The organism is Azospirillum sp. NS33, from assembly GCF_059703765.1.
The window spans coordinates 53,027-78,740 of sequence record NZ_BAAKJB010000016.1 but is presented as its reverse complement, the minus strand read 5'-3'; the positions used below and the strand labels follow the sequence as shown (position 1 = coordinate 78,740).

At 73.2% G+C, this 25,714-nt stretch carries 24 protein-coding genes and 1 tRNA gene; 17 read left to right on the top strand and 8 right to left on the bottom strand.

Annotated features, from left to right (window positions below; genetic code table 11):
- The first annotated feature begins 29 nt into the window (after nt 1–29).
- Complete coding sequence (locus AC6H2I_RS15490; protein WP_497501562.1) at nt 30–491, top strand: tRNA (cytidine(34)-2'-O)-methyltransferase; 462 nt, start codon at nt 30–32, stop codon at nt 489–491.
- Entirely contained in the window at nt 488–1,381 is an 894-nt protein-coding gene (gene hemF, locus AC6H2I_RS15485; protein WP_497501561.1) for an oxygen-dependent coproporphyrinogen oxidase, read from the top strand. The genes AC6H2I_RS15490 and hemF overlap by 4 nt, the downstream gene beginning before the upstream one ends.
- A gap of 36 nt (nt 1,382–1,417) precedes the next feature.
- Here hemF and AC6H2I_RS15480 read toward each other — a convergent pair whose 3' ends face one another.
- From AC6H2I_RS15480 to AC6H2I_RS15460, 5 genes are all read right to left on the bottom strand, one after another.
- Entirely contained in the window at nt 1,418–3,076 is a 1,659-nt protein-coding gene (locus tag AC6H2I_RS15480) for a methyl-accepting chemotaxis protein (RefSeq protein ID WP_497501560.1), read from the bottom strand.
- 233 nt (nt 3,077–3,309) lie between these two features.
- Nucleotides 3,310–4,590 carry a CCA tRNA nucleotidyltransferase gene (locus AC6H2I_RS15475; protein ID WP_497501559.1) on the bottom strand — a complete coding sequence of 427 codons (1,281 nt, stop codon included), beginning with the start codon at nt 4,588–4,590 and terminating at the stop codon, nt 3,310–3,312.
- A gap of 78 nt (nt 4,591–4,668) precedes the next feature.
- Entirely contained in the window at nt 4,669–4,956 is a 288-nt protein-coding gene (locus tag AC6H2I_RS15470; protein WP_497501558.1) for a DUF6111 family protein, read from the bottom strand.
- Complete coding sequence (locus AC6H2I_RS15465; protein ID WP_497501557.1) at nt 4,953–5,567, bottom strand: CoA pyrophosphatase; 615 nt, start codon at nt 5,565–5,567, stop codon at nt 4,953–4,955. The genes AC6H2I_RS15470 and AC6H2I_RS15465 overlap by 4 nt, the downstream gene beginning before the upstream one ends.
- Entirely contained in the window at nt 5,564–6,139 is a 576-nt protein-coding gene (locus tag AC6H2I_RS15460; protein ID WP_497501556.1) for a DUF1285 domain-containing protein, read from the bottom strand. Before AC6H2I_RS15460 ends, AC6H2I_RS15465 begins: the two co-directional genes overlap by 4 nt.
- A 187-nt stretch (nt 6,140–6,326) precedes the next feature.
- Here AC6H2I_RS15460 and AC6H2I_RS15455 point away from each other — a divergent pair, with 187 nt between their 5' ends.
- The 6 genes from AC6H2I_RS15455 to AC6H2I_RS15430 all read left to right on the top strand — a co-directional run bounded on the left by AC6H2I_RS15455 (nt 6,327) and on the right by AC6H2I_RS15430 (nt 14,072).
- Nucleotides 6,327–7,256, top strand: coding sequence for an AAA family ATPase (locus tag AC6H2I_RS15455; protein ID WP_497501631.1), 930 nt, complete (start codon nt 6,327–6,329; stop codon nt 7,254–7,256).
- 11 nt (nt 7,257–7,267) lie between these two features.
- On the top strand, nt 7,268–8,176 hold the full coding sequence (locus tag AC6H2I_RS15450; protein ID WP_497501555.1) for a DUF58 domain-containing protein: 909 nt from the start codon (nt 7,268–7,270) through the stop codon (nt 8,174–8,176).
- Between the two features lie 36 nt (nt 8,177–8,212).
- Nucleotides 8,213–11,014, top strand: coding sequence for a DUF4159 domain-containing protein (locus tag AC6H2I_RS15445; RefSeq protein ID WP_497501554.1), 2,802 nt, complete (start codon nt 8,213–8,215; stop codon nt 11,012–11,014).
- Entirely contained in the window at nt 11,014–13,113 is a 2,100-nt protein-coding gene (locus tag AC6H2I_RS15440; protein WP_497501553.1) for a hypothetical protein, read from the top strand. Before AC6H2I_RS15445 ends, AC6H2I_RS15440 begins: the two co-directional genes overlap by 1 nt.
- Nucleotides 13,114–13,177: 64 nt before the next feature.
- Nucleotides 13,178–13,252: transfer RNA gene (locus tag AC6H2I_RS15435), tRNA-Gln, on the top strand.
- A 631-nt stretch (nt 13,253–13,883) separates the two neighbouring features.
- Complete coding sequence (locus AC6H2I_RS15430; protein ID WP_497501552.1) at nt 13,884–14,072, top strand: hypothetical protein; 189 nt, start codon at nt 13,884–13,886, stop codon at nt 14,070–14,072.
- Nucleotides 14,073–14,335: 263 nt separating this feature from the next.
- On the opposite strand, the gene AC6H2I_RS15425 is transcribed toward AC6H2I_RS15430, so the two are convergent.
- Nucleotides 14,336–15,106, bottom strand: coding sequence for an IclR family transcriptional regulator (locus AC6H2I_RS15425; protein ID WP_497501551.1), 771 nt, complete (start codon nt 15,104–15,106; stop codon nt 14,336–14,338).
- Between the two features lie 204 nt (nt 15,107–15,310).
- Here AC6H2I_RS15425 and pcaF point away from each other — a divergent pair, with 204 nt between their 5' ends.
- The 8 genes from pcaF (at nt 15,311) to AC6H2I_RS15385 (ending at nt 22,827) form a co-directional block, all read left to right on the top strand.
- Entirely contained in the window at nt 15,311–16,516 is a 1,206-nt protein-coding gene (gene pcaF / locus AC6H2I_RS15420) for a 3-oxoadipyl-CoA thiolase (protein WP_497501550.1), read from the top strand.
- 29 nt (nt 16,517–16,545) lie between these two features.
- Nucleotides 16,546–17,229, top strand: a complete 684-nt coding sequence (locus AC6H2I_RS15415; RefSeq protein WP_497501549.1) for a 3-oxoacid CoA-transferase subunit A — start codon at nt 16,546–16,548, stop codon at nt 17,227–17,229.
- An 11-nt stretch (nt 17,230–17,240) separates the two neighbouring features.
- A complete protein-coding gene (locus AC6H2I_RS15410) occupies nt 17,241–17,906 on the top strand; it encodes a 3-oxoacid CoA-transferase subunit B (protein ID WP_497501548.1) in 666 nt (221 codons plus the stop codon).
- Nucleotides 17,903–19,036 carry an iron-containing alcohol dehydrogenase gene (locus AC6H2I_RS15405; protein WP_497501547.1) on the top strand — a complete coding sequence of 378 codons (1,134 nt, stop codon included), beginning with the start codon at nt 17,903–17,905 and terminating at the stop codon, nt 19,034–19,036. Before AC6H2I_RS15410 ends, AC6H2I_RS15405 begins: the two co-directional genes overlap by 4 nt.
- Before the next feature lie 7 nt (nt 19,037–19,043).
- A complete protein-coding gene (locus AC6H2I_RS15400; protein ID WP_497501546.1) occupies nt 19,044–19,643 on the top strand; it encodes a TRAP transporter small permease in 600 nt (199 codons plus the stop codon).
- Nucleotides 19,636–20,940, top strand: coding sequence for a TRAP transporter large permease (locus AC6H2I_RS15395; protein WP_497501545.1), 1,305 nt, complete (start codon nt 19,636–19,638; stop codon nt 20,938–20,940). The genes AC6H2I_RS15400 and AC6H2I_RS15395 overlap by 8 nt, the downstream gene beginning before the upstream one ends.
- A gap of 22 nt (nt 20,941–20,962) precedes the next feature.
- Entirely contained in the window at nt 20,963–22,105 is a 1,143-nt protein-coding gene (locus AC6H2I_RS15390; protein WP_497501544.1) for a C4-dicarboxylate TRAP transporter substrate-binding protein, read from the top strand.
- A gap of 164 nt (nt 22,106–22,269) precedes the next feature.
- Nucleotides 22,270–22,827 (top strand): hypothetical protein, encoded by a 558-nt coding sequence (locus tag AC6H2I_RS15385; protein ID WP_497501543.1) that lies wholly within the window; start codon nt 22,270–22,272, stop codon nt 22,825–22,827.
- Between the two features lie 145 nt (nt 22,828–22,972).
- Here the strand turns inward: AC6H2I_RS15385 and AC6H2I_RS15380 are convergent, their stop codons facing one another.
- Nucleotides 22,973–23,716, bottom strand: coding sequence for a hypothetical protein (locus AC6H2I_RS15380; RefSeq protein ID WP_497501542.1), 744 nt, complete (start codon nt 23,714–23,716; stop codon nt 22,973–22,975).
- A gap of 296 nt (nt 23,717–24,012) precedes the next feature.
- Here AC6H2I_RS15380 and AC6H2I_RS15375 point away from each other — a divergent pair, with 296 nt between their 5' ends.
- On the top strand, nt 24,013–24,792 hold the full coding sequence (locus AC6H2I_RS15375) for a DUF3750 domain-containing protein (RefSeq protein WP_497501541.1): 780 nt from the start codon (nt 24,013–24,015) through the stop codon (nt 24,790–24,792).
- Nucleotides 24,793–24,798: 6 nt separating this feature from the next.
- Here the strand turns inward: AC6H2I_RS15375 and AC6H2I_RS15370 are convergent, their stop codons facing one another.
- A complete protein-coding gene (locus tag AC6H2I_RS15370; protein ID WP_497501540.1) occupies nt 24,799–25,638 on the bottom strand; it encodes an ion transporter in 840 nt (279 codons plus the stop codon).
- Between the last annotated feature and the right edge of the window lie 76 nt (nt 25,639–25,714).

Genomic DNA, 25,714 nt, shown 5'->3' with positions numbered 1-25,714 from the left:
CTATTCTTCCCCCCTTTTGGATTGCGGGAATGCGCCTCGCCCTGTTCGAACCGGACATCCCGCAAAACGCGGGAACCCTGATGCGCCTGTGCGCCGCCCTCGGCGTTGCCATGGACATCGTCGAGCCCTGCGGCTTCCTGCTCGACGACCGGCGCCTGCGCCGCGCCGGCATGGACTACCTCGACGCCCTCGACCTCACCCGCCACACCTCGTGGAATGCCTACCGGCAAACACCGGCCGCCGGCCGACTCGTGCTGCTGACCACCCGCGGCGCCGTTCCCTACACCGCCTTCGCCTTCCACCCCGACGACCGCCTGATGGTGGGCAGCGAGGGGGCGGGCGTCCCCGAGGCCGTGCACACCACCGCCGACGCCCGCCTGGCCATCCCGTTGAGGCCGCCGGCGCGCTCCCTCAACGTTGCGGTCGCCGCGGCGATGGTGTTGGGTGAGGCCCTGCGGCAGACCGCCGCCGCGACCGGAGAGGACCGATGACCGCCAGCGACACCGCCGCCACCGACACCGCCCTCCAGGAGCGCAAGGCCCGGGCCGCCGCGTGGTTCGCCGAGCTGCGCGACCGCATCTGCGCCGCCTTCGAGACGCTGGAGGACGAGCTGACCGACGGCCCCCACGCCGCCCTGCCCCCCGGCCGCTTCGCGCGCAAGACCTGGCAGCGCCCCGATCATGGTGGGACCGAGGGGGGTGGCGGCACCATGGCGCTGATGCGCGGCCGGGTGTTCGAGAAGGTGGGCGTGAACATCTCCGTCGTCCACGGCACCTTCAGCCCGGAGTTCCGTTCCAACATCCCCGGTGCCGCCGGGGACGGCCGGTTCTGGGCGGCCGGAATCAGCCTGGTGGCGCACATGCGCTCCCCCCTGGTGCCGGCGACCCACATGAACACCCGCCACATCGTCACCACCCAGGGCTGGTTCGGCGGCGGCGCCGACCTCACCCCGACGTTCCCGGACGAGATCGACACCGCCACCTTCCACGGCGCCCTCCAGGCGGCCTGCGACCGCCACGACCCCGGCTACTACCCCAAGTACAAGGAGTGGTGCGACCGCTACTTCTATTTGCCTCACCGCGGCGAGACCCGCGGGGTCGGCGGGATCTTCTACGACAATCTGGACAGCGGCGACTGGGAGGCCGACCTCGCCTTCACCCGCGATGTCGGCCTGGCCTTCCTGGAGGCCTACCCGGCGATCGTGCGCCGCCACATGCACGCCCCCTGGACGGCCGAGCAGCGCGAGGCGCTGCTGGTCAAGCGCGGCCGCTATGTCGAGTTCAACCTGCTCTACGACCGCGGCACGACCTTCGGCCTGAAGACCGGCGGCAACACCGAGGCCATCCTGATGAGCCTGCCGCCCGAGGTGACGTGGCCGTGAGGCCGGCGGCCGCGAACGCCGCCACCGGCCCAGCGGCTACGCCGCACGGACCGTGGCGATGAACGACGCCACCTCGCGCCGCAGCACGTCCGCCTGCCTGGACAGCTCGCCGGCCGTACTCATCACTTGCTGCGCGGCGGTTCCCGTTTCCGCGGCGGTCTGGTTGACGACGGACACGTTCTCGGACACCTGCTGCGTGCCCCGCGCCGCCTGCTGAACATTGCATGCGATGTCGCGGGTCGCGGCACCCTGCTCCTCCACCGCGGCCGCGATGGCACCGGCGATCTCGTCCATGCGCACGATGATCCCCTCGATCCCGCCCATGGCCGCATGGGCCTCGCCGGTCGCCCCCTGGATCTCCTGCACCTTGGACAGGATCTCGTCCGTCGCCTTGGCGGTCTGGTTGGCCAGGGCCTTCACCTCGCTGGCGACCACCGCGAATCCCTTGCCAGCCTCACCGGCCCGCGCGGCTTCGATGGTCGCGTTCAAGGCGAGCAGGTTGGTCTGGCCGGCGATCGACTGGATCATGTCCACCACCACCCCGATCTGCTTGGACGCTTCCACCAGGGCGCCGATGCTCGACCCGGTGCGGCGCGTGTCGTCGACCGCCTGCTTGGCGATCTGCGTGGACGTCTCGACCTGCCGGCCGATCTCATGGATCGACGCGCTCAGCTCTTCCGTCGCGGTGGCCACGGTCTGCACGTTGGCGCTGGCCTGCTCGGATGCGGACGCGACCGTCATGACCCGCTGGCTGGACAGTTCCGCGGCGCCGGAGAGCGCCGTGGCGGCCCCCTCCATCTGACTGGCGGCCGATGCGACGGTTTCGACCATGGCGGTCACGGTCGCCTCGAATCGGTCGGCGAGCACGGTCATCTGGGCCTTGCGATCCGCTTCGGCACGCGCCTCCACCTGCTCCTGCTCGGACTTGAGGCGCGCCACTTCCAGCGCGTTGTCCTTGAAGACTTGCACCGCCCCGGCCATGCGACCGATCTCGTCGCGGCGGTTCCGGTAGGGCACGTCGGCGCTGGTGTTGCCGTCGGCCAGGTCGCTCATCGCGCCGGCGATGCGCAGGATCGGTGCGCCAATGGCCCCGGACAGCAGCACGCCAAACGCCAGCGCCATGACGATGGACACCGCCAGCCCACCCCAAGCGGCGAAGGACGCCGCCGTCAGCGCGTCCGTCGCGTGCGCCGCGCGGGCCTCCAGCAGCTCCGCCTCGGTCGACCGGATCTCCGCCGCGATCCGGCGCAGCGCGTCGAACGATTGCTTGCCGGCGCCACTCGCTTCCATCGCCCGGGCGTCCGCAACGGTGCCCTGATCGCGCATCAGCGCAAGCTCGCGCTCCGCGATGGTCGAACGCCAGGTGTCGATGGCGGTGCGCAACCGCTCGATCCGGGTCTGCTGCGCCGGGTTGTCGGCGGTGAGGCTCTTCAGCCGGGCCAGCGCCGCGTCGGCGGCCGACTTGCCCTCGTGGTAGGGCTCCAGAAAGCCCTCCTGCCCGGCGATCAGGAATCCCCGCAGGCCGGTCTCCTGACCGACCATCCCGGAGACAACACCATCGACCGCGTCCAGAACCTCGTAGGTGTGGTTCTGCCAGTTGCGCGCCTCGTGGACGGCTGACACCTTGGCGTTGATGAACGCCCCGGTGATGCCGATCGTCAAAACGATGACCGCCAGACAGGCGCCGATCTTCACCTTGACCGTCAAATTGCTGAACGCTGCCCGCATTGTCTTCCCTCTGCCGAATCCTGGGGTTGCGGCGAGGTGTCCGCACCCCGCTTTGCTTATTCCCTAGCATGGAGGTCGGATATTGCAACAATAATCAGAATTAAATGTGAGTTAATTTTGAAATTCGCAATTCAACTCACCGCATCTACTTCGCTTCTTGCGTTACAACGGGGGAACATTACTGAGCGGATGAAACGAAATCACTCCGACGCGGATATTTTATGGTCCACCCCGTCCCGCGCCGCCAGGCGGCGACGCGCTTCGGCCACACACGCCGTGCGCTCCGGACGGAAGTCCCGGGCGATCCACCAGTGCTCCAACTGCCTCAGCAGGCGGCCCACGGCCGGCCCGCGCGCCACCCCCAGGCCCAGAACATCCTTACCGGCCAATGGGAACACCAGGCTCGCAAGTCCCGCACCGACCTTGAGGGCGGCAGCGACGGCTTCCGCCGACAGCGGTCCCGGCGCTGCGGCCGCGTCGAGGAGGACGAGGTCGCGGTAGAGACGCTCGTCCCCCAGACGATAGAGCGTGCGGCGTCGCTCCGCGGATTGGTGATGGACCGACACCGCCACCGGCGGCTCGACCATCCCGTCGAGGCGCCGTCGGTCGGCCTTCGACATCTTCAGCCGTTCCCCGACCGCCTGCGCGACCGCCAGATCGACGGGCAGCGTCGCGGCAAGCCTGCGCCACCCATCGGCCGGCAGTCCCAGCCCCCGCTCGACCGCGCCGAGGCGGTCGAGACGGTCGACGTCGGTGGCCCAGGGGAGCAGGTGGTGGAGGATTCCCATCCCGCGCATCAGCCGCCACACCGCCCCGGGGTCGGGGGCGGTGAGCAGGCGGATCAGCTCCCCCTGCACCCGTTCGCCCGACAGGGTGGGCAGCAGCGACGCCAGCTCCCGGGCCGCCGCCAACGCCTCCGCGTCGGGGGCGCCGCGGCCGTAATGGGCATGGAAACGGAAGAAGCGCAGCAGGCGCAGCACGTCCTCGCGGATGCGCACACGGGCGGCCCCGACGAAGCGGACGCGCCCCGCCGCCAGGTCGGCCAGCCCGTCGAAGGGGTCGTAGAGATCACCCTCGGGCGTGCACGAGAGCGCGTTCATGGTGAGGTCGCGGCGCCCCGCGTCCTCCGTCCAGTCGTCGGTGAACTCCACCCGGGCGTGACGGCCGAAGGTCTCCACGTCGCGGCGCAGGCTGGTGATCTCGTAGTGCTGGCGGTCGACCACCGCGGTCACCGTGCCGTGGGCGATGCCGGTGGGCACCACGGTCAGGCCAGCCGCCGCCAGCACCGCCATCACCCGGTCGGGCGGCGCGTGGGTGGCGAGGTCGATGTCCTTGACCGGCCGGCCCAGCCAGGCGTCGCGCACGCAGCCGCCGACGAAGCGGACGTCGACCCCGCCGGCCCTGAGCGCGTCAAGCACCGCCCGCGTCTGCGGGGCGGTCATCCAGGGCTGCGGCGCCAGGCGGGCGGCGGGTGCGGTCATCAGGGGTCCAGCGGGGGCGGTCCAGCGGGAGCGGTCCGGCACCATACCGTGGGCCCGGCCGAGCGCCCAGATGCCGTGTCACCGCGCCGGGCTGGGTGGCGGCACGGGCGGCAGCACGGTCTCGCCCTCGACGATGCGGCCATCCTCCAAGTGGGCCGGGACGTAGCGCCCGCCCGGCGGGGTGCCGTCCGACATCCGCCGCGCCCCCATCGCCACCACCAGGAACACCACGCCACTGCCCGCCAGCCACAGCCAGGGGTGGCGCAGCGGCGGGGGCTGTCCGCGGCGGGCGCGCAGCACCAGCCACGCCACGTACAGAAGGGTTGGCGCCAGCAGCGGCAGCAGGAGCGTCAGGGCGGTCCTCACGGAGCGCCGCTCAGGACGTCCCGCAGGTTCACCAGCATGCCCGCGGTCGCCCCCCAGATGTACCGGTGCTCGTAGGGGAAGGCGTAGAACAGCCGCTGGGTGCCGCGGAACTCGCGGCTGTGGCGCTGCGGGTTGGCGGGGTCGAGCACCACCGACAGCGGCACCTCGAAGGCCTCGTCCACCTCCGTCGGGTCGCAGGTCAGCGTGAAGGGCGGCCGCACGAAGCCGACCACCGGGGTGACCCGGAAGCCGGTGCGCGTCACGTAGGTGTCGAGCCGGCCGACGATCTCCACGTGGCGGCGGTCCAGGCCGACCTCCTCCTCCGTCTCGCGCAGCGCCGTCTCCTCGGGCGTGGCGTCGTAGGGCTCGCGCCGGCCGCCGGGAAAGCTGATCTGCCCGGCGTGGGCGGTCAAGTGGGCGGTGCGCAGGGTGAACAGCACGGTCACCCCGCCGTCGCGGTCCACCAGCGGGATCAGCACCGCCGCCTCGCGCAGGACGTCCGGCGGCGGGCCGTAGTCAGGGTTCAGGTCATGGTCGCCGCGGATCTTCGCGGGGTGCAGCGACGCCGCAGCACTCCCCGGGAACCGCCGGCGGACGTCGTCCAGTGTCACGCGCCAGGCCACCTGCCCAGCGCGAAGAAGGTCCCCTTGCTCCATAGCCCGATCTCGTCCTCCCCGCCGTCGCCGTCGGTCGCGCACCGGTCCACCATCTCGTAATAGACGGGCCGGGCGACGCGCGCCTCCAGACCATTTCTTATCGCCAGGTACGGCACCGGGCCGCCCCGGTCACCGTCCTGGTCACCGTCTCCTCCGGCCACCCGGATCGGGTGGTCGGGGCCGGCCTCGACCCATTCGTCCAGGTTCGTGCGGAACGACAGAACCTGGTCGCGGCCGCGGCCGCGCACCGCCATCTCCACCGCCACGAACGGCGCGTCCTCGACCTCGATGCGCCCGCGCTCCACCGGGGTCACCAGCCAGTGGTCGCCGGCCGCGTCGCGCCGGAGCACGCTGGCGAACAGCTTCACCAGCTCGATCCGCCGGATCGGGCCGCCCTGATGGTACCACGTGCCGTCGCGGGCGATGCGGATGCCGAACTCCTCTTCCCCGCCCTGGCCGCCGCGGGCGTGCAACTCCGTCGCATCCCCCCGCTTGTTTTCGGCCGGTCCGGTGCCGACTTTGTTCATCGCATGCCTGCGCAGCCTAATTTCGCCACACTCGTCACATAGGTCTGCGACCCCGGAATGTGAACTGCCCGGAATGTGAACTGGGAGAGACGCCTTGAGCGCTTCGAACGTCCTGCCCGCCTCGGCCGGCCCCGAGAATCCCCAACAGCTCCTGGCCGAGGTGGAGACGCTGGGCGGCCGGCTGGCCATGGTGCGCGACCGCATCGGCCGCGTCATCTTCGGCCAGCAGGAGGTGGTGGAGCTGACGCTCGTCACCCTGCTGGCCGGCGGGCACGTCCTGCTGATCGGCGTCCCCGGCCTCGCCAAGACCCGCCTGGTGGAGACGCTGGGCACGGTGCTGGGGCTGGAGGAGAAGCGCATCCAGTGCACGCCGGACCTGATGCCGGCGGACATCCTCGGCTCCGAGGTGCTGGAGGAGGCGGAGGACGGGCGGCGCTCCTTCCGCTTCCTTCCCGGGCCGGTGTTCAGCCAGCTGCTGATGGCCGACGAGATCAACCGGGCCAGCCCGCGCACCCAGTCGGCGCTGCTGCAGGCGATGCAGGAGCGCCGCGTCTCGGTGGCCGGCCAGTACCACGCCCTGCCCGCCCCCTTCCACGTGCTGGCCACCCAGAACCCGCTGGAGCAGGAAGGCACCTACCCCCTGCCCGAGGCCCAGCTCGACCGCTTCCTGATGCAGGTGGACGTCACCTATCCCGACCGCGACGCCGAGCGGCGCATGGTCGTCGCCACCACCGGCGTCGAGCAGGAAAGCGCGGTCGCCGTGCTGACCCCCACCGACCTCCAGGCGGCGCAGCGCCTGGTGCGGCGCATCCCCGTCGGCGAGAGCGTGGTCGAGGGCATCCTCGACCTGGTGCGGGCCGGGCGCCCGGAATCCTCCGATGTGGCCGAGGTCACCCGCCACGTCGCCTGGGGGCCGGGGCCGCGCGCCTCGCAGGCGCTGATGCTGGCGGCGCGCGCCCGCGCCGTGCTCGACGGACGGCTGTCGCCGTCGCTCGACGACGTGGTGGCGCTGGCCAAGCCGGTGCTGCGCCACCGCATGGCGCTGAGCTTCGCGGCCCGGGCCGACGGGGTCACGCTGGACGCGGTGATCGACCGCCTGTGCGAGCCGTTGGCCTGAGAGCGCCGGGCATGGCGACACCCCCGAGCCGCGGCATCGACGCCCTGCGCGCCCGGCAGCGGGCGGAGGCCTTGGCGTCGCGCCTGCCGCCCCTGCTGGTGCAGGCGGAGCGCGTCGCCGCGACGGTGGCCCAGGGCGTCCACGGGCGGCGCCGCGTCGGGCTGGGCGAGACCTTCTGGCAGTTCCGCCGCTACGTCGCCGGCGACGCCCCGCAGATGATCGACTGGCGCCAGTCGGCCAAGACCCAGCCGGTCTTCGTCCGCGAGAACGAGTGGGAGGCGGCCCAGACCGTGTGGCTGTGGCACGACCGCTCCGCCAGCATGGCCTACCGCTCGGCCCCGGCGCTGCCCACCAAGCGGGAGCGCGCCGAGCTGCTGCTGCTGGCGCTGACCGTCCTGCTGGTGCGCGGCGGCGAGCGGGTGGCCCTGCTCAACACCGGGCAGCGCCCGGACCACGGGCGCTCGGCCCTCGACCGGCTGGCGGCCCGCCTCACCGATCCGCGCTCCTGGCCGGACGAGGCGCCGACCGGGCTGCCCGGCAGCGAGCCGCTGCCGCGCCACGCCCAGGTGGTGCTGATGGGCGACCTGCTGTCGCCCCTCGACGAGGTCCACGCCACCGTCGCCGGGCTGACCGGGCGCGGCGTGCGCGGCCATCTGCTGCAGATCCTCGACCCGGCGGAGGAGACCCTGCCCTTCGCCGGGCGCGTCGCGTTCGAAGGTCTGGAGGGCGAGGAGGAGCTGCTGGTGCCCCGCGTCGAGGCGGTCCGCGCCGCCTACCTGGCCCGCCTGGAGGCCCACCGCCAGGGGCTGGCGGCGCTGGCGCGCGCCGCCGGCTGGACCTTCGCCGTCCACCGCACCGACCATCCGCCGCCGGCCGCGCTCCTGTCGCTGTGGGGAACGCTGGCACAGGCGCCCGTGTAGCCGCGGCCCAGCCGCCGGTTTGAGAGAACGTCGAGCATGTTGGGTATCGGGTCCCTCGCCTTCGCCGCACCCTGGGTTCTCACCGCACTGGCGGCCCTGCCGGTGCTGTGGTGGCTGCTGCGGGTCACGCCGCCGGCGCCGCGCGTGGTGCGCTTCCCGGCCATCCGCCTCCTCTACGACCTGGCGGCGCGGGAAGAGACGCCGGCGCGCACGCCGTGGTGGCTGCTGCTGTTGCGCCTGGTGGTGGGCGGGCTGATCATCCTGGCTCTGGCCGGCCCGCTGCTCAACCCGCGCGCCGCCCTTCCCGGCAGCGGCCCGCTGCTGCTGGTGGTGGACAACGGCTGGGCGGCGGCGCGTGACTGGCCGGCCCGGCGCGACGCCATGGAGACCCTGGTGACCCAGGCCGAGCGCCAGGACCGCCCGGTGGTGGTGCTGGCGACCGCGCCCGGGCCGGGCGGTGCCGCCCCGGTGGCGGCCACCGCGCCGCTGCCGGCGGTGGAGGCGCGGCGCACGGTGCAGGCCCTGGAGCCGCAGCCCTGGCCGGTCGACCGCGCCGCCGCCCTGGCGGCGGTGCGCGGCCTGGCGTTCGAGGGCACGGCGCACACGGTGTGGCTGGCCGACGGCCTGGCCGCCGCGGCCGGCGCCGCGGGCGGGGGTGCGGCCGCCATCGACCGCGACCTGGCCGACGGCCTGCAGCGCCTGGGCTCGGTGGAGGTGCGCGACGACGGCGGCGCCCGCCCCGCCCACCTGCTGCTGCCGCCGGTCTCGGACGGGACGGCGCTGGTGGCCGAGATCGTGCGCGCCGACGCCACGGCGCCGGACGCCGTGACGGTGCGGATGTCGGCCGCCGACGGCCGCCTGCTGCACCGCGAGAGCGTCGCCTTCGCGCCGGGCCGGGCGCGGGCCGAGGCGCGTTTCGAGGTGCCGACGGAGCTGCGCAACGAGGCGGCGTCCCTGCGCATCGAGAACGAGACCACGGCGGCGGCCACGGTTCTGCTGGACGAGCGCTGGCGCCGCCGCCCGGTCGGGCTGGTCTCGGGCCGGCCCGAGGGCGAGAACCAGCCGCTGCTGTCGGACCTGCACTACCTGTCGCGGGCGCTGGAGCCCTACAACGAGGTGCGCCGGGGCGAGACGCTGGAGCTGCTGAAGCGCGACCTCGCGGTGCTCATCCTGTCGGACGTCGGGGCGCTGACGGAGTCCGAGGCGGCGGCGCTGGGCGACTGGGTGTCGGCGGGCGGCGTGCTGGTGCGCTTCGCCGGGCCCCGGCTGGCCCGCAACGCCGACCGCCTGGTGCCGGTGCGCCTGCGCGTCGGCGACCGGGCGCTGGGCGGCGCGCTGTCGTGGTCGGAGCCGGCCCGCCTGCAGCCTTTCGCCGAGAAGAGCCCGTTCCACGGCCTGGCCGTGCCCGACGACGTGCGGGTGCGCCGCCAGGTGCTGGCCGAGCCGGCGCTGGACCTGGCCGACCGCACCTGGGCCCGGCTGGGCGACGGCACGCCGCTGGTCACCGCCGCCCGGCGCGGCGACGGCACGGTGGTGCTGGTCCACACCACCGCCAGCCCGGACTGGTCCGACCTGGCGCTGTCCGGCCTGTTCGTCGACATGCTGCGGCGCATCGTCGCCTTGAGCGAAGGGGTCGCCGGCAGCGCCCCGGGCGGCACGCTGGACCCCCGGGAGGTGCTGGACGGCTTCGGCCGGCTGGCCCCGGCCCCGCCCACCGCCTTCCCGCTCGACGCCGAGGCGTTCGGCGCCGGCGCCATCGGCCCGCGCCACCCGCCGGGCCTCTACGGGCGCGAGGATTCCCGCATCGCCCTCAACCTCACCGCCGCGGTCGGCGCGATCGCGCCGCTGGGCGCGCTGCCCGGCGGCGTCGCCCGGACCGGCTTCGACGCCCGCGGCGAGACCGCCCTGAAGCCCCATCTGCTGGCCGCCGCCCTGGCGCTCGGGGTGCTCGACCTGCTGATCGCGCTCGCCCTGCGGGGCCTGCTGGGCCGCTGGGCGCGGCCGCGCCGCGCCGCCGGTTCGGCCGCATCCGCCGCGGCGATCCTGGTGGCGGTGGGGGTCGGGGTGGCGGTGGCCACCGCGATGGTGGCGACGCCGCGCCCGGCGCTGGCGCTCGACGTCGAGCGCGCCATCGCGGCGACCGAGGAGACCTGGCTGGCCCATGTGCGCACCGGCGACAGCACGGTCGACGGCATCGCACGGGCCGGGCTGGAGGGGCTGTCGGAGGTGCTGAACCGCCGCACCGCGGCGGAGACCGCCGGCGCCATGGCGGTGGACGTGGAGAGCGACGAGCTGTCCTTCTTCCCCCTGCTCTACTGGCCGGTGACCGAGGTCCAGCCGGCCCTGTCGGACGGCGCCCGGACCAAGGTGAACGAGTACCTGCGCAACGGCGGCGTCATCCTGTTCGACACCCGCGACCAGGCGCGCGCCCTGGTGCCCGGCGCCGGGCCCGGGTCGGCGGCGCTGCGCCGCATCGCCGACGGGCTGGACGTCCCGGCGCTCGGCCCGGTGCCGCCCGACCACGTGCTGACCAAGGCCTTCTACCTGCTCCAGGACTTCCCCGGGCGGTTCGCCGGCGGCGACCTCTGGGTCGAGGCCCGCGAGGGGCGCCTCAACGACGGGGTCTCGTCGGTGGTGATCGGCGCCAACGACTGGGCCGCCGCCTGGGCGGTGGAGCCGACCACCGGGCAGCCGCTCTACCCCGTGGTGCCCGGCGGCGAGCGCCAGCGCGAGATGGCCTTCCGCTTCGGCGTGAACCTCGTGATGTACGCCCTGACCGGCAACTACAAGGCCGACCAGGTGCACGTCCCCAGCATCCTTGAAAGGCTCGGCCAATAATGACCGGCGGGTTCATCGACGCCACCTCCATCGCGCTGGACCCGCTGCTGCCGTGGCCGGCGCTGGCCGTGCTGTTCGGCGCCGCCGTCCTGGCGCTGCTTCTGGCCGCGCTGCGCCGGGCGCGCGGCGTGGCGTGGCGGGCGCTGGCCTTCGCCGTGCTGGCGGCGGCGCTGCTCAACCCGTCGCTGGTGCACGAGGAGCGCGCCCCCATCAAGGACGTGGCCGTGGTCGTCGTCGACGACTCCCCCAGCCAGTCCATCGGCGACCGCCGCGCCCGGACGGAGCGGGCGCTGGCCGATCTGGAGGAGCGGCTGGCGGGGTTCGACGACCTGGAGGTGCGGGTGGTGCGCACCGGCGACGGCGCCGGCGGCGGCGGCGCGGCGATCACCGAGACGCGCCTGTTCGACGCGCTGGCGGCGGCGGCGGCCGACGTGCCGCGCCGCCGCCTGGCTGGCGCGGTGCTGATCACCGACGGCCAGGTCCACGACGTGCCGGAGAGCGCCGCCCGGCTGGCCGAGGGTGGCCCGGTCCACGCCCTGCTGACCGGCGACCGCGCCGAGGGCGACCGGCGCCTCGCCATCGTCCAGGCGCCGAGCTACGGCATCGTCGGCAAGCCGGTGGAGCTGACCATCCGGGTCGACGACCTGCCGGCGCGGCAGTCGGCCACCGCCGCGGTGACCCTGCGCCGCGACGGCGGCGCGGCGCGGGTGGTGCAGGTGCCGGTGGGACAGGATTTCCGGCTCGAGCTGCCCATCGACCACGGCGGGCAGAACGTGCTGGAGCTGGAGGTGGCGGCGGCGCGGCAGGAGCTGACGCTCGCCAACAACCGGGCGGCGGTGGTGGTCAACGGCGTGCGCGACCGGCTGCGCGTCCTGCTGGTGTCGGGCGAGCCCCACGCCGGCGAGCGGACCTGGCGCAACCTGCTGAAGGCCGACCCCTCGGTCGACCTCGTCCACTTCACCATCCTGCGCCCGCCCGAGAAGCAGGACGGCACGCCGATCCGCGAGCTGTCGCTGATCGCCTTTCCGATCCGCGAGCTGTTCGAGATCAAGCTGGACGAGTTCGACCTGATCATCTTCGACCGCTACCGCCGGCGCGGCGTGCTGCCGCAGATGTACCTGGAGAACATCGCCCGCTACGTGCGCGAGGGCGGCGCGCTTCTGGAATCCTCCGGCCAGGGCTTTTCCTCGCCGCTGTCGCTGTTCCGCACGCCGCTGGGCGAGGTGCTGCCGGCGGAGCCGACCGGCCAGGACATCGACCGCCCCTTCCGCCCGACGGTGACCGAGCTGGGCCACCGCCACCCGGTGACCGCCGCGCTGCCGGGCGACCGCCGCGACGGCGAGCCGGGCTGGGGCCGCTGGTTCCACCAGGTGGAGGTCCAGCCGACCGGCGGCGCGGTGGTGATGGAGGGGGCCGACGGGCGCCCGCTGCTCATCCTCAACCGGGTCGGCGAGGGCCGGGTGGCCCAGCTCACCTCGGACCAGATCTGGCTGTGGAGCCGCGGCTTCGAGGGCGGCGGGCCGCAGGCCGAGCTGCTGCGCCGGCTCGCCCACTGGCTGATGAAGGAGCCGGAGCTGGAGGAGAACGACCTGCGCACCCACGTCGACGGCAACCGCATCACCGTGGAGCGGCGCTCGCTGGAGCCGGACCCGCGCGCGGTGACCCTGACGACGCCGTCGGACGAGACCCGCACGCTCGACATGCAGGCCGGGCCGGGCGGGCGCACGGTGGCGACGGTGGTGGCGGCCGAGCCCGGCATCCACCGGGTCACCGACGGCGAGCGCACGGCGCTGGCCGTGGTGGGGGCCGTCAACCCGCCGGAGCTCGCCGATCTGCGCGCCACCGGCGAGCGCCTCGCCCCGGCGGCCGCGGCGACGGGCGGCGGCATCCACTGGGTGGTGGGCCAGGGCGAGGGCGGCATTCCCGTGCGCCGCACCCGCCCCGACCGCGACCAGGCCGGCGACGACTGGATCGGCCTGCGCGCCAACGGCGACTATGTGGTGACCGGGGTGAGCGACGTGCCGCTGCTGCCGGTCGCGGCGGTGCTGGCGCTGGCGCTGGCGACCCTGCTGCTGGCGTGGCGCCGCGAGGGGCGCTGAGCGGCCCGCAATCGCTGTTGCAGGGGGCCGGCAACGACGATATGTTTCCGGCCCTTGCGAGGATTGGGGCGTAGCCAAGCGGTAAGGCAGCGGTTTTTGGTACCGCCATTCCCTGGTTCGAATCCAGGCGCCCCAACCAATCCCCGTTGCTGAACCGCCCCGGCGCCCCGGCCCGCCACCAGGGATCCCGCCACCCGGGGTGACGAGGGGCTGGGCATTCTGAACGTCGGGCCGCCCGAGACGGAGAGCCTGCGCTCGTCCCGACCTTCGTCGACGCCGCGCCCGCGCTGAAGGCCTACGGCGCCCCGCTGTCCCGTTCGGAATACGAGGCGATCGAGGACAAGCTGGGCTTGCTGGAGTCCGTCCTCGCCCTCAATTTCGCCGGCGAGACCGGAGGCGCTGCCTTCCTCAAGGCCAGCGTCCTCAAGGAGCTCGGCATCCCCGCCGTCTTGGCCGGACTGCCGGCTGACGCCGTGACGGAGGACGGGCTGGACACCCTGTGCGGAGACCTGCACGCCATCGCGGCCGCCGTGCGCGGGACGATCCTCGGCGAACCGATGAACGCGGCGCCACCAGAGGGCGGCGCCGCGGCCATGGCGGCCCCGAACGGACATGGAGTCCTTCCACCTGCACCTCTGGCGCCCTGGGTCCCGTCGCCCACCCGACCGCGTCCCCCTGTGCTTCGAGCACCTGGGGGGGACACGTGCCCCGGCAGGCAACCGTGATGGAGACCCCGTGTCGCACGGGCCCGTGTGCTGAGCCGGGCGACGATGGGGAACATCCGGAAGAACCTGTTCCTGGCCTTCGTCTACAACGGACTCGGCCTGCCCGTTGCTGCCGGCGTGTTCTATCCGTTCTTCGGCTGGACCCTGTCGCCGATCATCGCGGCCGCCGCCATGGCCCTGAGCTCGGTGTCGGTGATCGGGAACGCGCTGCGGCTGCGGTGGCTGCACCTGTGACCGGCGCCCCGCCGGATCGATGCGTCAGAGGCTGGGTTGCCTCAGAGCAGGCCGAACGTCAGGCCGCCGAATTCGGTGTCCTTTCTCGCGAGAGAAGCTGCCCAGCGTCGCACCCGTGGAGAAGGACGCCTCGGACGACGCGAAGGTGGTCGCGTTGGTGTCGATCTCCGAGGCCGTCCCGTTGACACGGACAGCCACGGCCGATACCCGGGTCGCGCCGCGGACCGTACGCCCGGTCGGCGCGACGGACCGGGCGGTGCCCCTCACCCCCCGCCCAGCAGGGGGCGCAGGGTCTCGGCGGCGGATTGCAGGGCCGGCAGGCAGTCCTTCACCATGCGCGCGGCCGGCACGCGGTGGGCGTCGGCGCCCACGTTCATGGCGGCGACCACCCGGCCCGAGGCGTCGTGGATGGGCACGGCGATGGAGCGCAGGCCGAGCTCCAACTCCTCGTTCACCAGGGCCCAGCCCTGGCGGCGCACCCCGTCGAGCAGGGCACGCAGCGCCACCGGGTCGGTCACCGTGTGCTCGGTCAGCGCCGCCAGCTCGGTCCGCGCGAGGTAGCCGTCGACCGCGGCCGGCGGCAGCGACGCCAGCAGCACGCGGCCCATCGACGTGCAGTAGGCCGGCAGCCGCGTGCCGACGTTGAGGCCCACCGACATCACCCGCTTCGTCGCGGCGCGGGCAATGTAGATGATCTCGTCGCCGTGCAGGATCGACGCCGAGCAGGACTGCCCCAGCCGCTCGCCGACCTGCTCCAGGAACGGCTGGATCTTGCGCGGCAGCGGGGTCGAGGTGAGATAGGCGTAGCCCAGGGTCAGGATCTTCGGCGTCAGCCAGAACTGGCGCCCGTCGGACTCCACATAGTCCAGGGCCTTCAGGGTCAGCAGGCACCGCCGCGCGGTGGCCCGCGACAGGTCCGCCGCCTTGGCCGTCTCGGCCAGGGTCATCCGTGTCTGGGTTTCCCCGAACGCCCGGATCACCGACAGGCCGCGCGCGAACGCCACCACGAACTCGGAACGGTCCTCGTCGTCCATCTGCCCCCCGCTGCCCAACCCATTGCGCACCCCACATCGCGCGGCGCACGTTCGCACAGCGAACGCATCCATTGCAATCCGAACAAACAGCTTGACCGGGCAACATCCCTGTTCTAGCGTTCGTGTAACGCACTTGCGTTCGCTAGGCGAACACATCGGCCCGGATGCCGCCAGCCGGCTGCCGGGCATGAGGAGAGAGAGAGGATGGCCGACGCGTTCATCTGCGATGCGGTCCGCACGCCCATCGGCCGCTACGCCGGCGCGCTGTCCGGGGTGCGCCCGGACGACCTGGCGGCGGTCCCGCTGCGCGCCCTGGTGGAGCGCAACCCCGGTGTGGACTGGGCCGCCCTGGACGACGTGGTGATGGGGTGTGCCAACCAGGCGGGCGAGGACAACCGCAACGTCGCGCGCATGGCGGCGTTGCTGGCCGGGCTGCCGGTCGCGGTCCCGGGCACCACGGTGAACCGGCTGTGCGGGTCGGGGCTGGACGCGGTGGGCATCGCCGCCCGCGCCATCCGCGCCGGCGACGCCGACCTGGTGGTGGCCGGCGGCGTGGAGAGCATGAGCCGCGCCCCCTTCGTGATGGGCAAGGCGGACACGGCGTTCAGCCGCGACGCCACCCTCCAGGACACGACCATCGGCTGGCGCTTCGTCAATCCGGCGATGCGCGCACTCCATGGCGTCGACTCCATGCCGGAGACCGCCGAGAACGTGGCCCGCGAGCACGCCGTGTCCCGTGCCGACCAGGACGCCTTCGCCCTGCGCAGCCAGGCGCGCGCCGCCGCCGCCCAGCGCGACGGCCGGCTGGCGGCGGAGATCGTCCCGGTGCTGGTGCCCCAGCGCAAGGGCGAGCCGCGCCGGGTCGAGCTGGACGAGCACCCCCGCCCCGACACCACGGCCGAGGCGCTGTCCCGCCTGCGCGGCGTCGTCGCCGCGGACGGATCGGTGACCGCCGGCAACGCGTCCGGGGTCAACGACGGCGCCTGCGCCCTGATCATCGCCTCGGCCGCCGCGGCGGAGCGCCACGGCCTGGTGCCGAAGGCGCGCATCCTCGGCGTGGCCGCCGCCGGCGTGCCGCCGCGCGTGATGGGCATCGGCCCGGTGCCCGCGGTGCAGCGCCTGCTCCAGCGCCTCGGCCTGGGGCTGGACCGCATGGACCTGATCGAGCTGAACGAGGCCTTCGCCGCCCAGGCCCTGGCGGTGCTGCGCGGGCTTGGCCTGCCCGACGACGCCGCGCACGTCAACCCGCAGGGCGGGGCCATCGCGCTCGGCCATCCGCTGGGCATGTCGGGCGCCCGGCTGGTCACCACCGCGACCCACCAGCTGCTGCGCGGCGGCGGGCGCTACGCCCTGTGCACCATGTGCGTCGGCGTCGGCCAGGGCATCGCCGCCGTCATCGAACGCGTCTAACCACCCCCACCCTCCACGACCCGGGTTCCATGATCGACAAGATTTTCCCCGATGCGCTGGCGGCGCTGAACGACGTGCCCGACGGCGCGACCATCCTGGTCGGCGGCTTCGGCAGCGCCGGAATGCCCAGCGCCCTGATCGACGCCCTGATCGAGCAGGGTGCCCGCGATCTGACGGTCGTCAGCAACAACGCCGGCAACGGCACCACCGGTCTGGCCGCCCTGCTCGCCGCGGGGCGGGTGCGCAAGATCCTCTGCTCCTTCCCCCGGCAGACCGACAGCCACGTCTTCGACGCGCTCTACCGCAGCAAGGCGATCGAGCTGGAGCTGGTGCCCCAGGGCAACCTGGTGGAGCGCATCCGCGCCGGCGGCGCCGGCATCGGCGCCTTCTTCACGCCCACCGGCTTCGGCACCGCGCTGGCCGAGGGCAAGGAGACCCGCGAGATCGACGGCCGGAACTACGTGCTGGAGCACCCGATCAAGGGCGATCTGGCGCTGATCAAGGGGCACGCCGGCGACCGCTGGGGCAATCTGGTCTACCGCAAGACCGCCCGCAACTTCGGGCCGATCATGGCCGCCGCCGCCCGCGTCACCGTGGCCCAGGTGGCCGAGGTGGTGCCCCTCGGCGCGCTCGATCCCGAGGCCGTCGCCACCCCCGGCATCTTCGTCGACCGCGTGGTCGCGGTCCCCGCCGGACCCGGAGCCAGCCAGTGAGCCCGCCGCCCATGACCGCCGTGAAGTGGACGCGCCAGCAGATGGCGCAGCGCATCGCCGACGACATCCCCGAGGGGGCGGTCGTCAACATCGGCATCGGCATGCCCGAACTGGTCGCCGATTGCCTGCCGGCCGACAAGGAGATCCTGCTCCACAGCGAGAACGGCATCCTCGGCATGGGCCCCCGCCCGGCGCCCGGTGCCGAGGACGGCGACCTCGTCAACGCCGGCAAGCAGCCGGTCACCCTGCTGCCGGGCGGCTGCTTCTTCGACCACAGCACCTCGTTCGCGATGATGCGGGCCGGGCATCTGGACATCGCCATCCTCGGCGCCTTCGAGGTGGCGGAGACCGGCGACATCGCCAACTGGTCGACCGGAAAGCCCGACTCCATCCCGGCGGTCGGCGGCGCCATGGACCTGGCGGTCGGCGCCCGCAAGGTGTTCGTGATGATGGAGCACCTGACCAAGGACGGCCGTTCCAAGCTGGTGCGCCGCTGCCGCTACCCGCTCACCGGCCTGGGCTGCGTCACCCGGGTCTACACCGACCTGGCGGTGGTCGACGTGACCGCCGACGGCTTCGCCGTGGTGGAGATGGTGGAGGGGCTGAGCCTGGAGGACCTGGCGGCGCTGTCCGGCGTCGCCCTGCGGCGCGCCGAGCCGGCGCCGGCGCGGCCGTGACGGCGCCGGCGACCACCCCGGTCGGCGCCCCCGCCGACGCGGGCGACCGGCCCGCCGGCCTGCGCTTCGTGCACCGCACCGCGCCGCAGCGGGTGGTGTTCGGGCGCGGCGCCATGGCCACCCTGGCCGCGGAGGCCGCGGCCGTCGGCTGCCGCCGCGTGCTGCTGGTCAGCATGCCGCGCCTGGAGACGGTCGCCGCGGCCGCCGCCCAGGCGCTCGGCGCCGCGTGCGCCGGTCGCTTCGACGTGGCCGTGCAGCACGTCCCGCACACCCTGGCCGAGGCCGCCGCCGACGCCGCGGCCGCGGCGGGCGCCGACGGCGTGCTGGCGGTCGGCGGTGGCTCGGCGGTCGGCGTCGGCAAGGCGGTGGCGCTGTTCCGCGGCCTGCCGCTGCTGGCCCTGCCGACCACCTACGCCGGCTCGGAGATGACGCCGATCCTCGGCATGACGCGGGACGGCGTGAAGACCACGCAGCGCGACGAGGCGGTGCGGCCGCGGCTGGTGATCTACGACCCCGACCTGGCGCGCGCCCTGCGCCACCCCGTCGCCGTGGCGTCCGCCGCCAACGCCCTGGCCCATTGCGTCGAGGCGCTGTGGGCCCACGACCGCAGCCCCGTCGACGAGCTGATGGCGGCGGAGGGCCTGCGGGCGCTGGTGGCGGGGTTGCGGGCGATCGCCGACACCGGCGACGCCGCGGCCGCCGCGGACGGGCTCCTCTACGGGGCGTGGCTGGGCGGCACGGTGCTGGGCTCGGCCTCGATGGCGCTGCACCACAAGCTCTGCCACACCCTGGGCGGGCTCTACGCCATGCCCCACGCCGACACCCACGCCGCCGTCCTGCCCCACGTCATCGCCTTCAACGGCCCGGCCGTGCCCGGGCTGAAGGACCGGCTGGCGGCGCTCGGCCTCGGCGACGCCGCCGGCGACCCGGCGGGCGGCCTGTTCGACCTCCTGGCGCGCTGCGGCGCGCGGTTGCGCCTCGCCGACCTCGGCCTCCCGGAGGAGGGCGTGGACCGCGCGGCCCGCCAGGCGACCCTCGCCCCCTACCCCAACCCCAGGAGCTTCGACTCCGCGGCACTCGCGGCCCTGCTGCGCAACGCCTATGACGGGCGCCGACCGATGATGGCCTGAGGTGAAGATGAACGCGTTGAACCCCATGGGCGCGGCCCCGCCGGAGCCCACGGCCGGCGCCGCCGCGCCGCCCCCCGGCGACCGCTTCGAGGCGGTGGTCACGCGCCTCGCGCGCTGGCTGGTGGCGCCCGCCGCGCTCGCCCTCCTCCTGATGATGGTCCACGTCGTGGCCGACGTCACGGCGCGCACCGTGCTCGGCCGGCCGCTGCCGCTGACCCTGGAGATGGTGAGCTACTACTACATGATCGCCGTGGTGTTCCTGCCGCTGGCGGCGGTGGAGATGGTGCGCCACCACATCTCCGTGACCCTGCTCAGCAACCTGCTGAAGGGCGGGTGGCGCCGCGCGGTCCAGGGCTTCGGCGTGCTGGTCGCCACCGTCTACTACCTGTTGCTGGCCTGGCGCACCGCCATCGACGCCTGGGACAAGTACGAGGTCGGCGAGTACCTCATGGGCACCTACGCCCTGCCGACCTGGCCCGGGCGCTTCCTGCTGCCGGTCGGCACCGCCCTGTTCGCCCTCGCCATGGCGGTGCGCATCGTCCAGGTGGTGCGCGGCCGCGAGATCGACCCGCCCACCGGCGCCCAGGGGGAGGACTCCCATGTCTGACGTGGCCATCGGCTTCCTCGGGATGGGCGGCGTCATGCTGGCGCTGGCCCTGCGGGTGCCGGTCGGCGCCGCCCTCGGCATGGTCTCGCTGGCCGGGATCAGCGCCATCATCGGCTGGGACTCGGCGATCCGGCTGCTGGCGATCGTCCCCTACGAGTTCACCGCCCACTGGTCGCTGTCGTCGATCCCCATGTTCCTGCTGATGGGCTACATCGCCTTCCATGCGGGATTGACGGAATCCCTGTTCCGCATGGCCCAGCTCTGGCTGTCCACGGTGCGCGGCGGCCTCGCCCACGCCTCCATCGTCGGCGCCGCCCTGTTCTCCGCGGTGACCGGGTCCTCCCTGGCCTGCGCGGCGGCGATGGGCCGGGTGGCGGTGCCGGAGATGATGCGCTACCGCTACGACGCCGGCCTCGCCGCCGGCGTGGCGGCGGCGGCCGGCACCATGGGCTCGCTGATCCCGCCGTCGGTGCTGTTCCTGATCTACGGCAACCTCGGCGAGGTGCCGATCAGCAAGCTGTTCATCGCCGGTGTGGTGCCGGGCCTGATGACGGCGGGGATGTACATGCTGGTGGTGTCGCTGCGCATCCGCTTCGACCCGTCGCTGGCGCCCGCCGCGCAGCCGGTGCCGTGGGGCGCGCGCATCGCCTCGGTGTGGGAGAGCTGGCCGCTCCTGGTGCTGGCCGGCGGCGTCTTCGGCGGCCTGTTCGCCGGCTGGTTCACGCCGACCGAGGCGGGGGCCGTTGGCGCCTTCCTGGCCCTCGCCATCGCCGTCGCGAAGGGGCAGATGTCGCTGGCCAAGCTGGGCCAGGCGGTCATCGACACGCTGAAGAGCACGGCCAGCATCTTCGTCATCGCCATCGGGGCGGCGCTGCTGACCCGCATGCTGGCGTTGACCGGCGTGCCGGAGTACCTGGCCGACCTGGCGGTCCTGGTGCGCGACCAGCCCTACGTCCTGATCATCGGCATCTCGGTGGTCTACCTGGTGCTGGGCTGCTTCCTCGACCCGGTCGGCATCCTGCTGCTCACCCTGCCGATCCTCCTGCCCATGCTCGAGGCGGCGGAGATCGACCTGATCTGGATGGGCGTCATCCTGGTCAAATACGTCGAGATCGGCCTGATCACCCCGCCCGTCGGCCTCAACGTCTTCGTCATCAAGGGGGTCATGGGCGACCGGGTGGCCCTTGGGACGATCTTCAAGGGCGTGTCCTGGTTCATCGTCGCCGACCTGGTGACGACCGGCCTGATCATCGCGTTCCCTGCACTCAGCCTCACCCTGCCCGGCCTGATCGACTGATTTCCTGGAGAGGAGCAAGCGCATGTCTTCACGCACCTGGTTCGCCGGCCTCGCCGTCTCGCTCGCCGTCTCGCTCGCGGGCGGCGGCGGACTCGCCCCCTCGGCCGAGGCCGCCGACCTCAAGGCGTCCCTCTACTGGGGCCCGAAGAGCCCGATCGTGGTGGGCGGCTACAAGCCCTTCATCGACGAGGTCGAGACGGCCAGCAACGGCGGCATCAAGATCCGCCTGTTCAGCGGCGGCACCATCCTCGACGCCAAGGGCACCCTGCCCGGCCTGCGCTCGGGCGTCGCCGATTTCGGCACCCTGGCCCTGACCTACTTCCCGGCCGAGCTGCCGATGGCCCAGTTCGTGGCCGACCTCGCCATGCTCGGCAACGAGGCGGTGGTCGCCGCCGCCGCGGTGTCGGAGTTCAACCTGCTGCATTGCGCCCCGTGCAAGGAGGAATGGACGAAGCTGGGCCTGGTCTACACCGGCACCTATTCGACCACCCCCTACATCCTGATCAGCAAGACGCCGATCGAGACGCTGGCCGACCTGCGCGGCAAGAAGGTCCGCTCGCCGGGCTCGGTGTGGGACCGCTGGGTCGAGCACGCGGGCGCCGTGCCCGTCAACGTCTCGTCGTCGGAGATGTACGAGGCCTTCAACCGGAACGTGGTCGACATCGTCATCCACACCCCGGCGTCGCTTAAGTCGGTCAACCTCGGCGACTTCGCGAAGTACGTGGTCAACCTGCCGCTCGGCACCTACCACAGCCTGTCCAGCGCGACCTGGAACGCCGACACCTGGAAGGGCATGACGGCGCAGGAGCGCCGCACCCTGCTCGACCACTTCGCCACCCTGGTGGTCGGCATCTCCGACCAGTACAAGGCCCAGGACACCGACGCGCTGAAGGCGACCGCCGAGAAGGTGTCGTTCGTCCAGCCCAGCGAGGAACTGACCGCCGATCTCAAGGCGTTCCGCTCCAAGGACATGGACGTCATCCTGGCCAACGCCACGGCGCAGTACGGCGTCGCCAACCCCAAGGCCTACGCCGAGACCCTCGACGGCCTGTTCACCAAGTGGCGCGACCTGCTCGGCCCGCACCTCGGCGACCGGGCGAAGATGGAGGAGATCGTCAAGGCCGAGATCTTCGACAAGCTCGACCACGTCGGCCCGACGCCCTGACCCGGTGACGCGGGGCCGGCGCGGCACCCCCGCCCCGGCCCCAGCCCCGGCCCCAGCCCCGGCCCCCATGCGGGGGATGCGAAGCGGTGCGAAAGCGGATACCCTGCCGAACGAGGTGGCGCCCGTGGTGCGGGCGGCGCGCCGCGCGTGCAGGGGGGCGGGGGATGATCACGACCATGGACCGGATGTCGCTGCTGCTGCCGCGGCCGCTCCGGTTGCCCGCCATCCTGAGGCGCCGCGAGCGGCATCCCGACCCCCCGCGGCCGGTCGGGCTGGAGATCCACCGCCAGCCCCTGGCGGCGGCGGCGGACTGGCAGCTCGAGGTGCTGCGCGCCTGCCGCGCCGACGGCGACCTGACGCCCGCCGTGGTCGATTTCCTGCGCACCAGCGGGCTGATGGAACGCTGCGTGTTCCTCGCCTCGGACGGCGCCGAGGGGGCGCTGCTGTTCCGCTACATCGGCAAGCCGTCGATCCTCACGCTGGGGCGTGACTGGGCGGCCGCCAGCCTCGGCAAGCCGCACGTCGACGATCCCCACCGGGTGGTCGCCGACTGCATGGGCGACGAGTACGAGGAGCTGTTCGCCGGCGGCGAACCGCTCCACAACCTCGGCATCCTCCGGGGCCTGGGAGCGGGCGCCGCGCCGCTGCGCTTCACCCACACCCTGTACGGCTGGCGGGCGCCCGACGGGCGCCGCGCCGTACTCTCCTGCGTCCAGCTCTAAACAGGCATTCCGAACGCCGCCCACCCATCGGCGGGCTCGGAAAAACCTGCAAAGCCATGGAGCCCGCAGGTTTCGGGAGTCCGCCGGTGTCACCGGGCCGGGCCGGTGGCCCGATCCGGTGACACCGGCTTGGCGGCGGGCCGCCCTACGCCGCCGCCGCGGCCAAGACCCCGCCGCGGGCGACGTCGGCCATGTTCAGCAGGAACGCCTGCCGGCTCATCCGCATGAAATGGAGCGGCGGCCACACCTCGCCGGGCTGCAGGTAGAGGATGGTGGGCCGCTCGTCGAGGTGGCGGCGTCCGGCCCGCGCGACGTCCCACGCCCCGCGGGTCTTCGGCTCGACGACGCCACCCCACCAATGGGGCTCCCAGCGGTGCCACGCCTCGATCATCACCGTCCGCCCGACCAGGTGGAAGAGCCCGCGGCCGCGCTGCGACGGGTGATTCCACGCCGCGGTCAGGAAGGCGAAGCGGCCGCGCGTCGTCCAGGCCGGCGAGTAGCCGCCGACGAAGCACAGCTCCCCGGCCGGCGCCTGACCGGGATCGTCGTAGAACAGGGTCAGGTCCTGCAGGTGCTGGGCGCACGGCTTGACCGTGCAATCCAGGCGCTTGGCCGCGTAGGTCGCGACCACGTCGCCGTCGCGGTCCCGCACCCCCGCCCAGAAGGCCGGCAGGGTCGCGGTCTGCAGGAGCGGGCCCCAGCTGTTGCGGTTGCGCAGGTTCACCGCTTCGAGCTCCGCCCAGTCGTCGGAGACGAAAAGGCCGAGCCCGAGGGCGGCGACCTGCTCCTCCAGGGCGCGGCGGGCGCGGCGGGCGATGGCGTCGACGTAGTCGTCGGTGGCGCCGGCCGCGGTGGCCGGCGCGTCGATGGTGGTGGCGTGGGTGTCCATGTAGACCTCTCAAGGGTTTTTGGGAGCGCATCCCGGTTGTCACGAGCCGCACCATGCCTCCCGCATGCGCGTGGGCCTGCGGTCCCGGCCACGCAGCCGGCGGCGGTGCCATGCAACTGTGCCAGCGAAGGGCGCGCGATGGGCTCCCCCGCATCGCCCCGCGAGCGGAAATCGACCGCGCCGGATGGCCGCCGGCGGGCGGCGCGCGCCCGCTGCGGTGCGGCGGCACTGGACGCGCCCCTCCGCCGTGCCGATCTTCCATGTGGATGCGGAACGCTGGACGGGACGGAGGTCGGGTGAGGGTGGTCGCGGCGTGTGTGCTGGTGCTGGTCCTGCTGCTCGCCGGGCCGGCCTTCGTCGTCGCCTCGGGCACGGTGGCGTTGCGCGCGAACTGGGCCACCGCCGACCGCGCGTCGGCCGGCCTGGCCCCCGACCCGGCGACCACCCCGGAGGCCGTGGTTCAGGTCTACGCCGCCCGCGCCCTGGCGTGGCGCGGGGCGTTCGGGGTGCATCCGTGGGTCGCCGTCAAGCCGGCGGGGGCGACCGCCTACACCGTCTACGAGGTCATCGGCTGGCGCGCCTACCGCGGGCTGCCGGCGGTCGCCATCAGCCAGCGCGCGCCGGATGGCCGCTGGTTCGGGTCCACCCCCAGCGTCCTGGCGGAGCTGCGCGGGGCCGCGGCGGAACGCGCGATCCCCAAGATCGAGGCCGCCGCCCGCGACTACCCCTTCGCGCTTGATTACCGGGTGTGGCCCGGCCCCAACAGCAACACCTTCGCCGCCTGGGTGGGCCGCGCCGTGCCCGAGCTGCGGCTCGACCTGCCGCCGACCGCGCTCGGCAAGGACTACCTCGGCGGCGGCGTGATCGCCCGCGCGCCGAGCGGCACGGGCTGGCAGGTGAGCGTGTTCGGCCTGGCCGGGGTGCTGGTGGCGGTCGAGGAAGGACTCGAGATCAACCTGCTCGGCCTCACCTTCGGGGTCGACCCGCTGGACCTCGCGGTCAAGATCCCCGGAATCGGCCGGATCGCGCCGGGCGGAACGCTGCCGCCGGAGGCGGCGGGCGTCCCGCCGGCGTGACCGGCATCAGTCCGCCGGCACCGGCGGACGCGGGGCCAGGGCGTCGCGCAGGGTCGCCACCTCCGCGCGCAGCGCGCGGATCTCCTCGATCACCAGGGCGCCCTCGGAATGGGCGGTCTCGCGGATCGCCTCCTCGTTTTCCGCGCGCTCCAGTTCGTGGGTGGTCTGCATGGCGTTGACGATGATGGCGATGAACAGGTTCAGCATGGTGAAGGTGGCCACCATGATGAACGGAACGAAGAAGAGCCACGCCAGCGGGGCCTGCTCCATCACCGGCCGGACGATCCCCATCGACCAGCTCTCCAGCGTCATCACCTGGAACAGGGTGTAGAGGGAGCGGCCGATGGTGCCGAACCACTCGTCGAACGCCGCGCCGAACAGGTTGGTCGCGATCACCGCGGCGACGTAGAAGACCAGGGACAGCAGCATGGCGATGGCGCCGAGCCCGGGCAGCGATGACAGCAGCGCCCGCACCACCAGCTTCAGCCGCCGGTTGGCGGTGATCAGGCGGAGCACCCGCAGCACCCGCAGCGCCCGCAGCACCGAGAGGCCGGGAACGGTCGGCACCAGGGCGATGGCGACCACGACGAAGTCGAAATTGTTCCAGCCGTCGCGGAAGAAGGAAAGGCGGCGATAGCCGATTCGCAGCACCAGCTCGACCACGAAGATCCCGAGGATCGCCGTGTCCAGGGCGTGCAGCACGCCGCCGGAGGCGGCGACCACCGTCGGCGACGTGTCGAGGCCGAGAATGATGGCGTTGACGATGATGAGAATGGTGATCAGACGTTGGATGGGCGGGCTTTCGATCCAGGTGCCCCAGCGCACGAAAAACGCTGCTTCGCTCATGTGTTGTCCATCTCCCCCTCGTCGGGCCGGCGGCCGTCCCACGGCCTTCACCGCCCACGGAGCGACGTTGCCCGGG

Coding starts and splice junctions, on each gene's coding strand:
- AC6H2I_RS15490 (WP_497501562.1), top strand. CDS start 30: ATGCGCCTCGCCCTGTTCGAACCGGACATCCCGCAAAACGCGGGAACC.
- hemF (WP_497501561.1), top strand. CDS start 488: ATGACCGCCAGCGACACCGCCGCCACCGACACCGCCCTCCAGGAGCGC.
- AC6H2I_RS15475 (WP_497501559.1), bottom strand. CDS start 4,590: ATGACCGCACCCGCCGCCCGCCTGGCGCCGCAGCCCTGGATGACCGCC.
- AC6H2I_RS15460 (WP_497501556.1), bottom strand. CDS start 6,139: ATGAACAAAGTCGGCACCGGACCGGCCGAAAACAAGCGGGGGGATGCG.
- AC6H2I_RS15455 (WP_497501631.1), top strand. CDS start 6,327: ATGGTGCGCGACCGCATCGGCCGCGTCATCTTCGGCCAGCAGGAGGTG.
- AC6H2I_RS15450 (WP_497501555.1), top strand. CDS start 7,268: ATGGCGACACCCCCGAGCCGCGGCATCGACGCCCTGCGCGCCCGGCAG.
- AC6H2I_RS15445 (WP_497501554.1), top strand. CDS start 8,213: ATGTTGGGTATCGGGTCCCTCGCCTTCGCCGCACCCTGGGTTCTCACC.
- AC6H2I_RS15440 (WP_497501553.1), top strand. CDS start 11,014: ATGACCGGCGGGTTCATCGACGCCACCTCCATCGCGCTGGACCCGCTG.
- AC6H2I_RS15430 (WP_497501552.1), top strand. CDS start 13,884: ATGGGGAACATCCGGAAGAACCTGTTCCTGGCCTTCGTCTACAACGGA.
- AC6H2I_RS15425 (WP_497501551.1), bottom strand. CDS start 15,106: ATGGACGACGAGGACCGTTCCGAGTTCGTGGTGGCGTTCGCGCGCGGC.
- pcaF (WP_497501550.1), top strand. CDS start 15,311: ATGGCCGACGCGTTCATCTGCGATGCGGTCCGCACGCCCATCGGCCGC.
- AC6H2I_RS15415 (WP_497501549.1), top strand. CDS start 16,546: ATGATCGACAAGATTTTCCCCGATGCGCTGGCGGCGCTGAACGACGTG.
- AC6H2I_RS15410 (WP_497501548.1), top strand. CDS start 17,241: ATGACCGCCGTGAAGTGGACGCGCCAGCAGATGGCGCAGCGCATCGCC.
- AC6H2I_RS15400 (WP_497501546.1), top strand. CDS start 19,044: ATGAACGCGTTGAACCCCATGGGCGCGGCCCCGCCGGAGCCCACGGCC.
- AC6H2I_RS15395 (WP_497501545.1), top strand. CDS start 19,636: ATGTCTGACGTGGCCATCGGCTTCCTCGGGATGGGCGGCGTCATGCTG.
- AC6H2I_RS15390 (WP_497501544.1), top strand. CDS start 20,963: ATGTCTTCACGCACCTGGTTCGCCGGCCTCGCCGTCTCGCTCGCCGTC.
- AC6H2I_RS15385 (WP_497501543.1), top strand. CDS start 22,270: ATGATCACGACCATGGACCGGATGTCGCTGCTGCTGCCGCGGCCGCTC.
- AC6H2I_RS15380 (WP_497501542.1), bottom strand. CDS start 23,716: ATGGACACCCACGCCACCACCATCGACGCGCCGGCCACCGCGGCCGGC.
- AC6H2I_RS15370 (WP_497501540.1), bottom strand. CDS start 25,638: ATGAGCGAAGCAGCGTTTTTCGTGCGCTGGGGCACCTGGATCGAAAGC.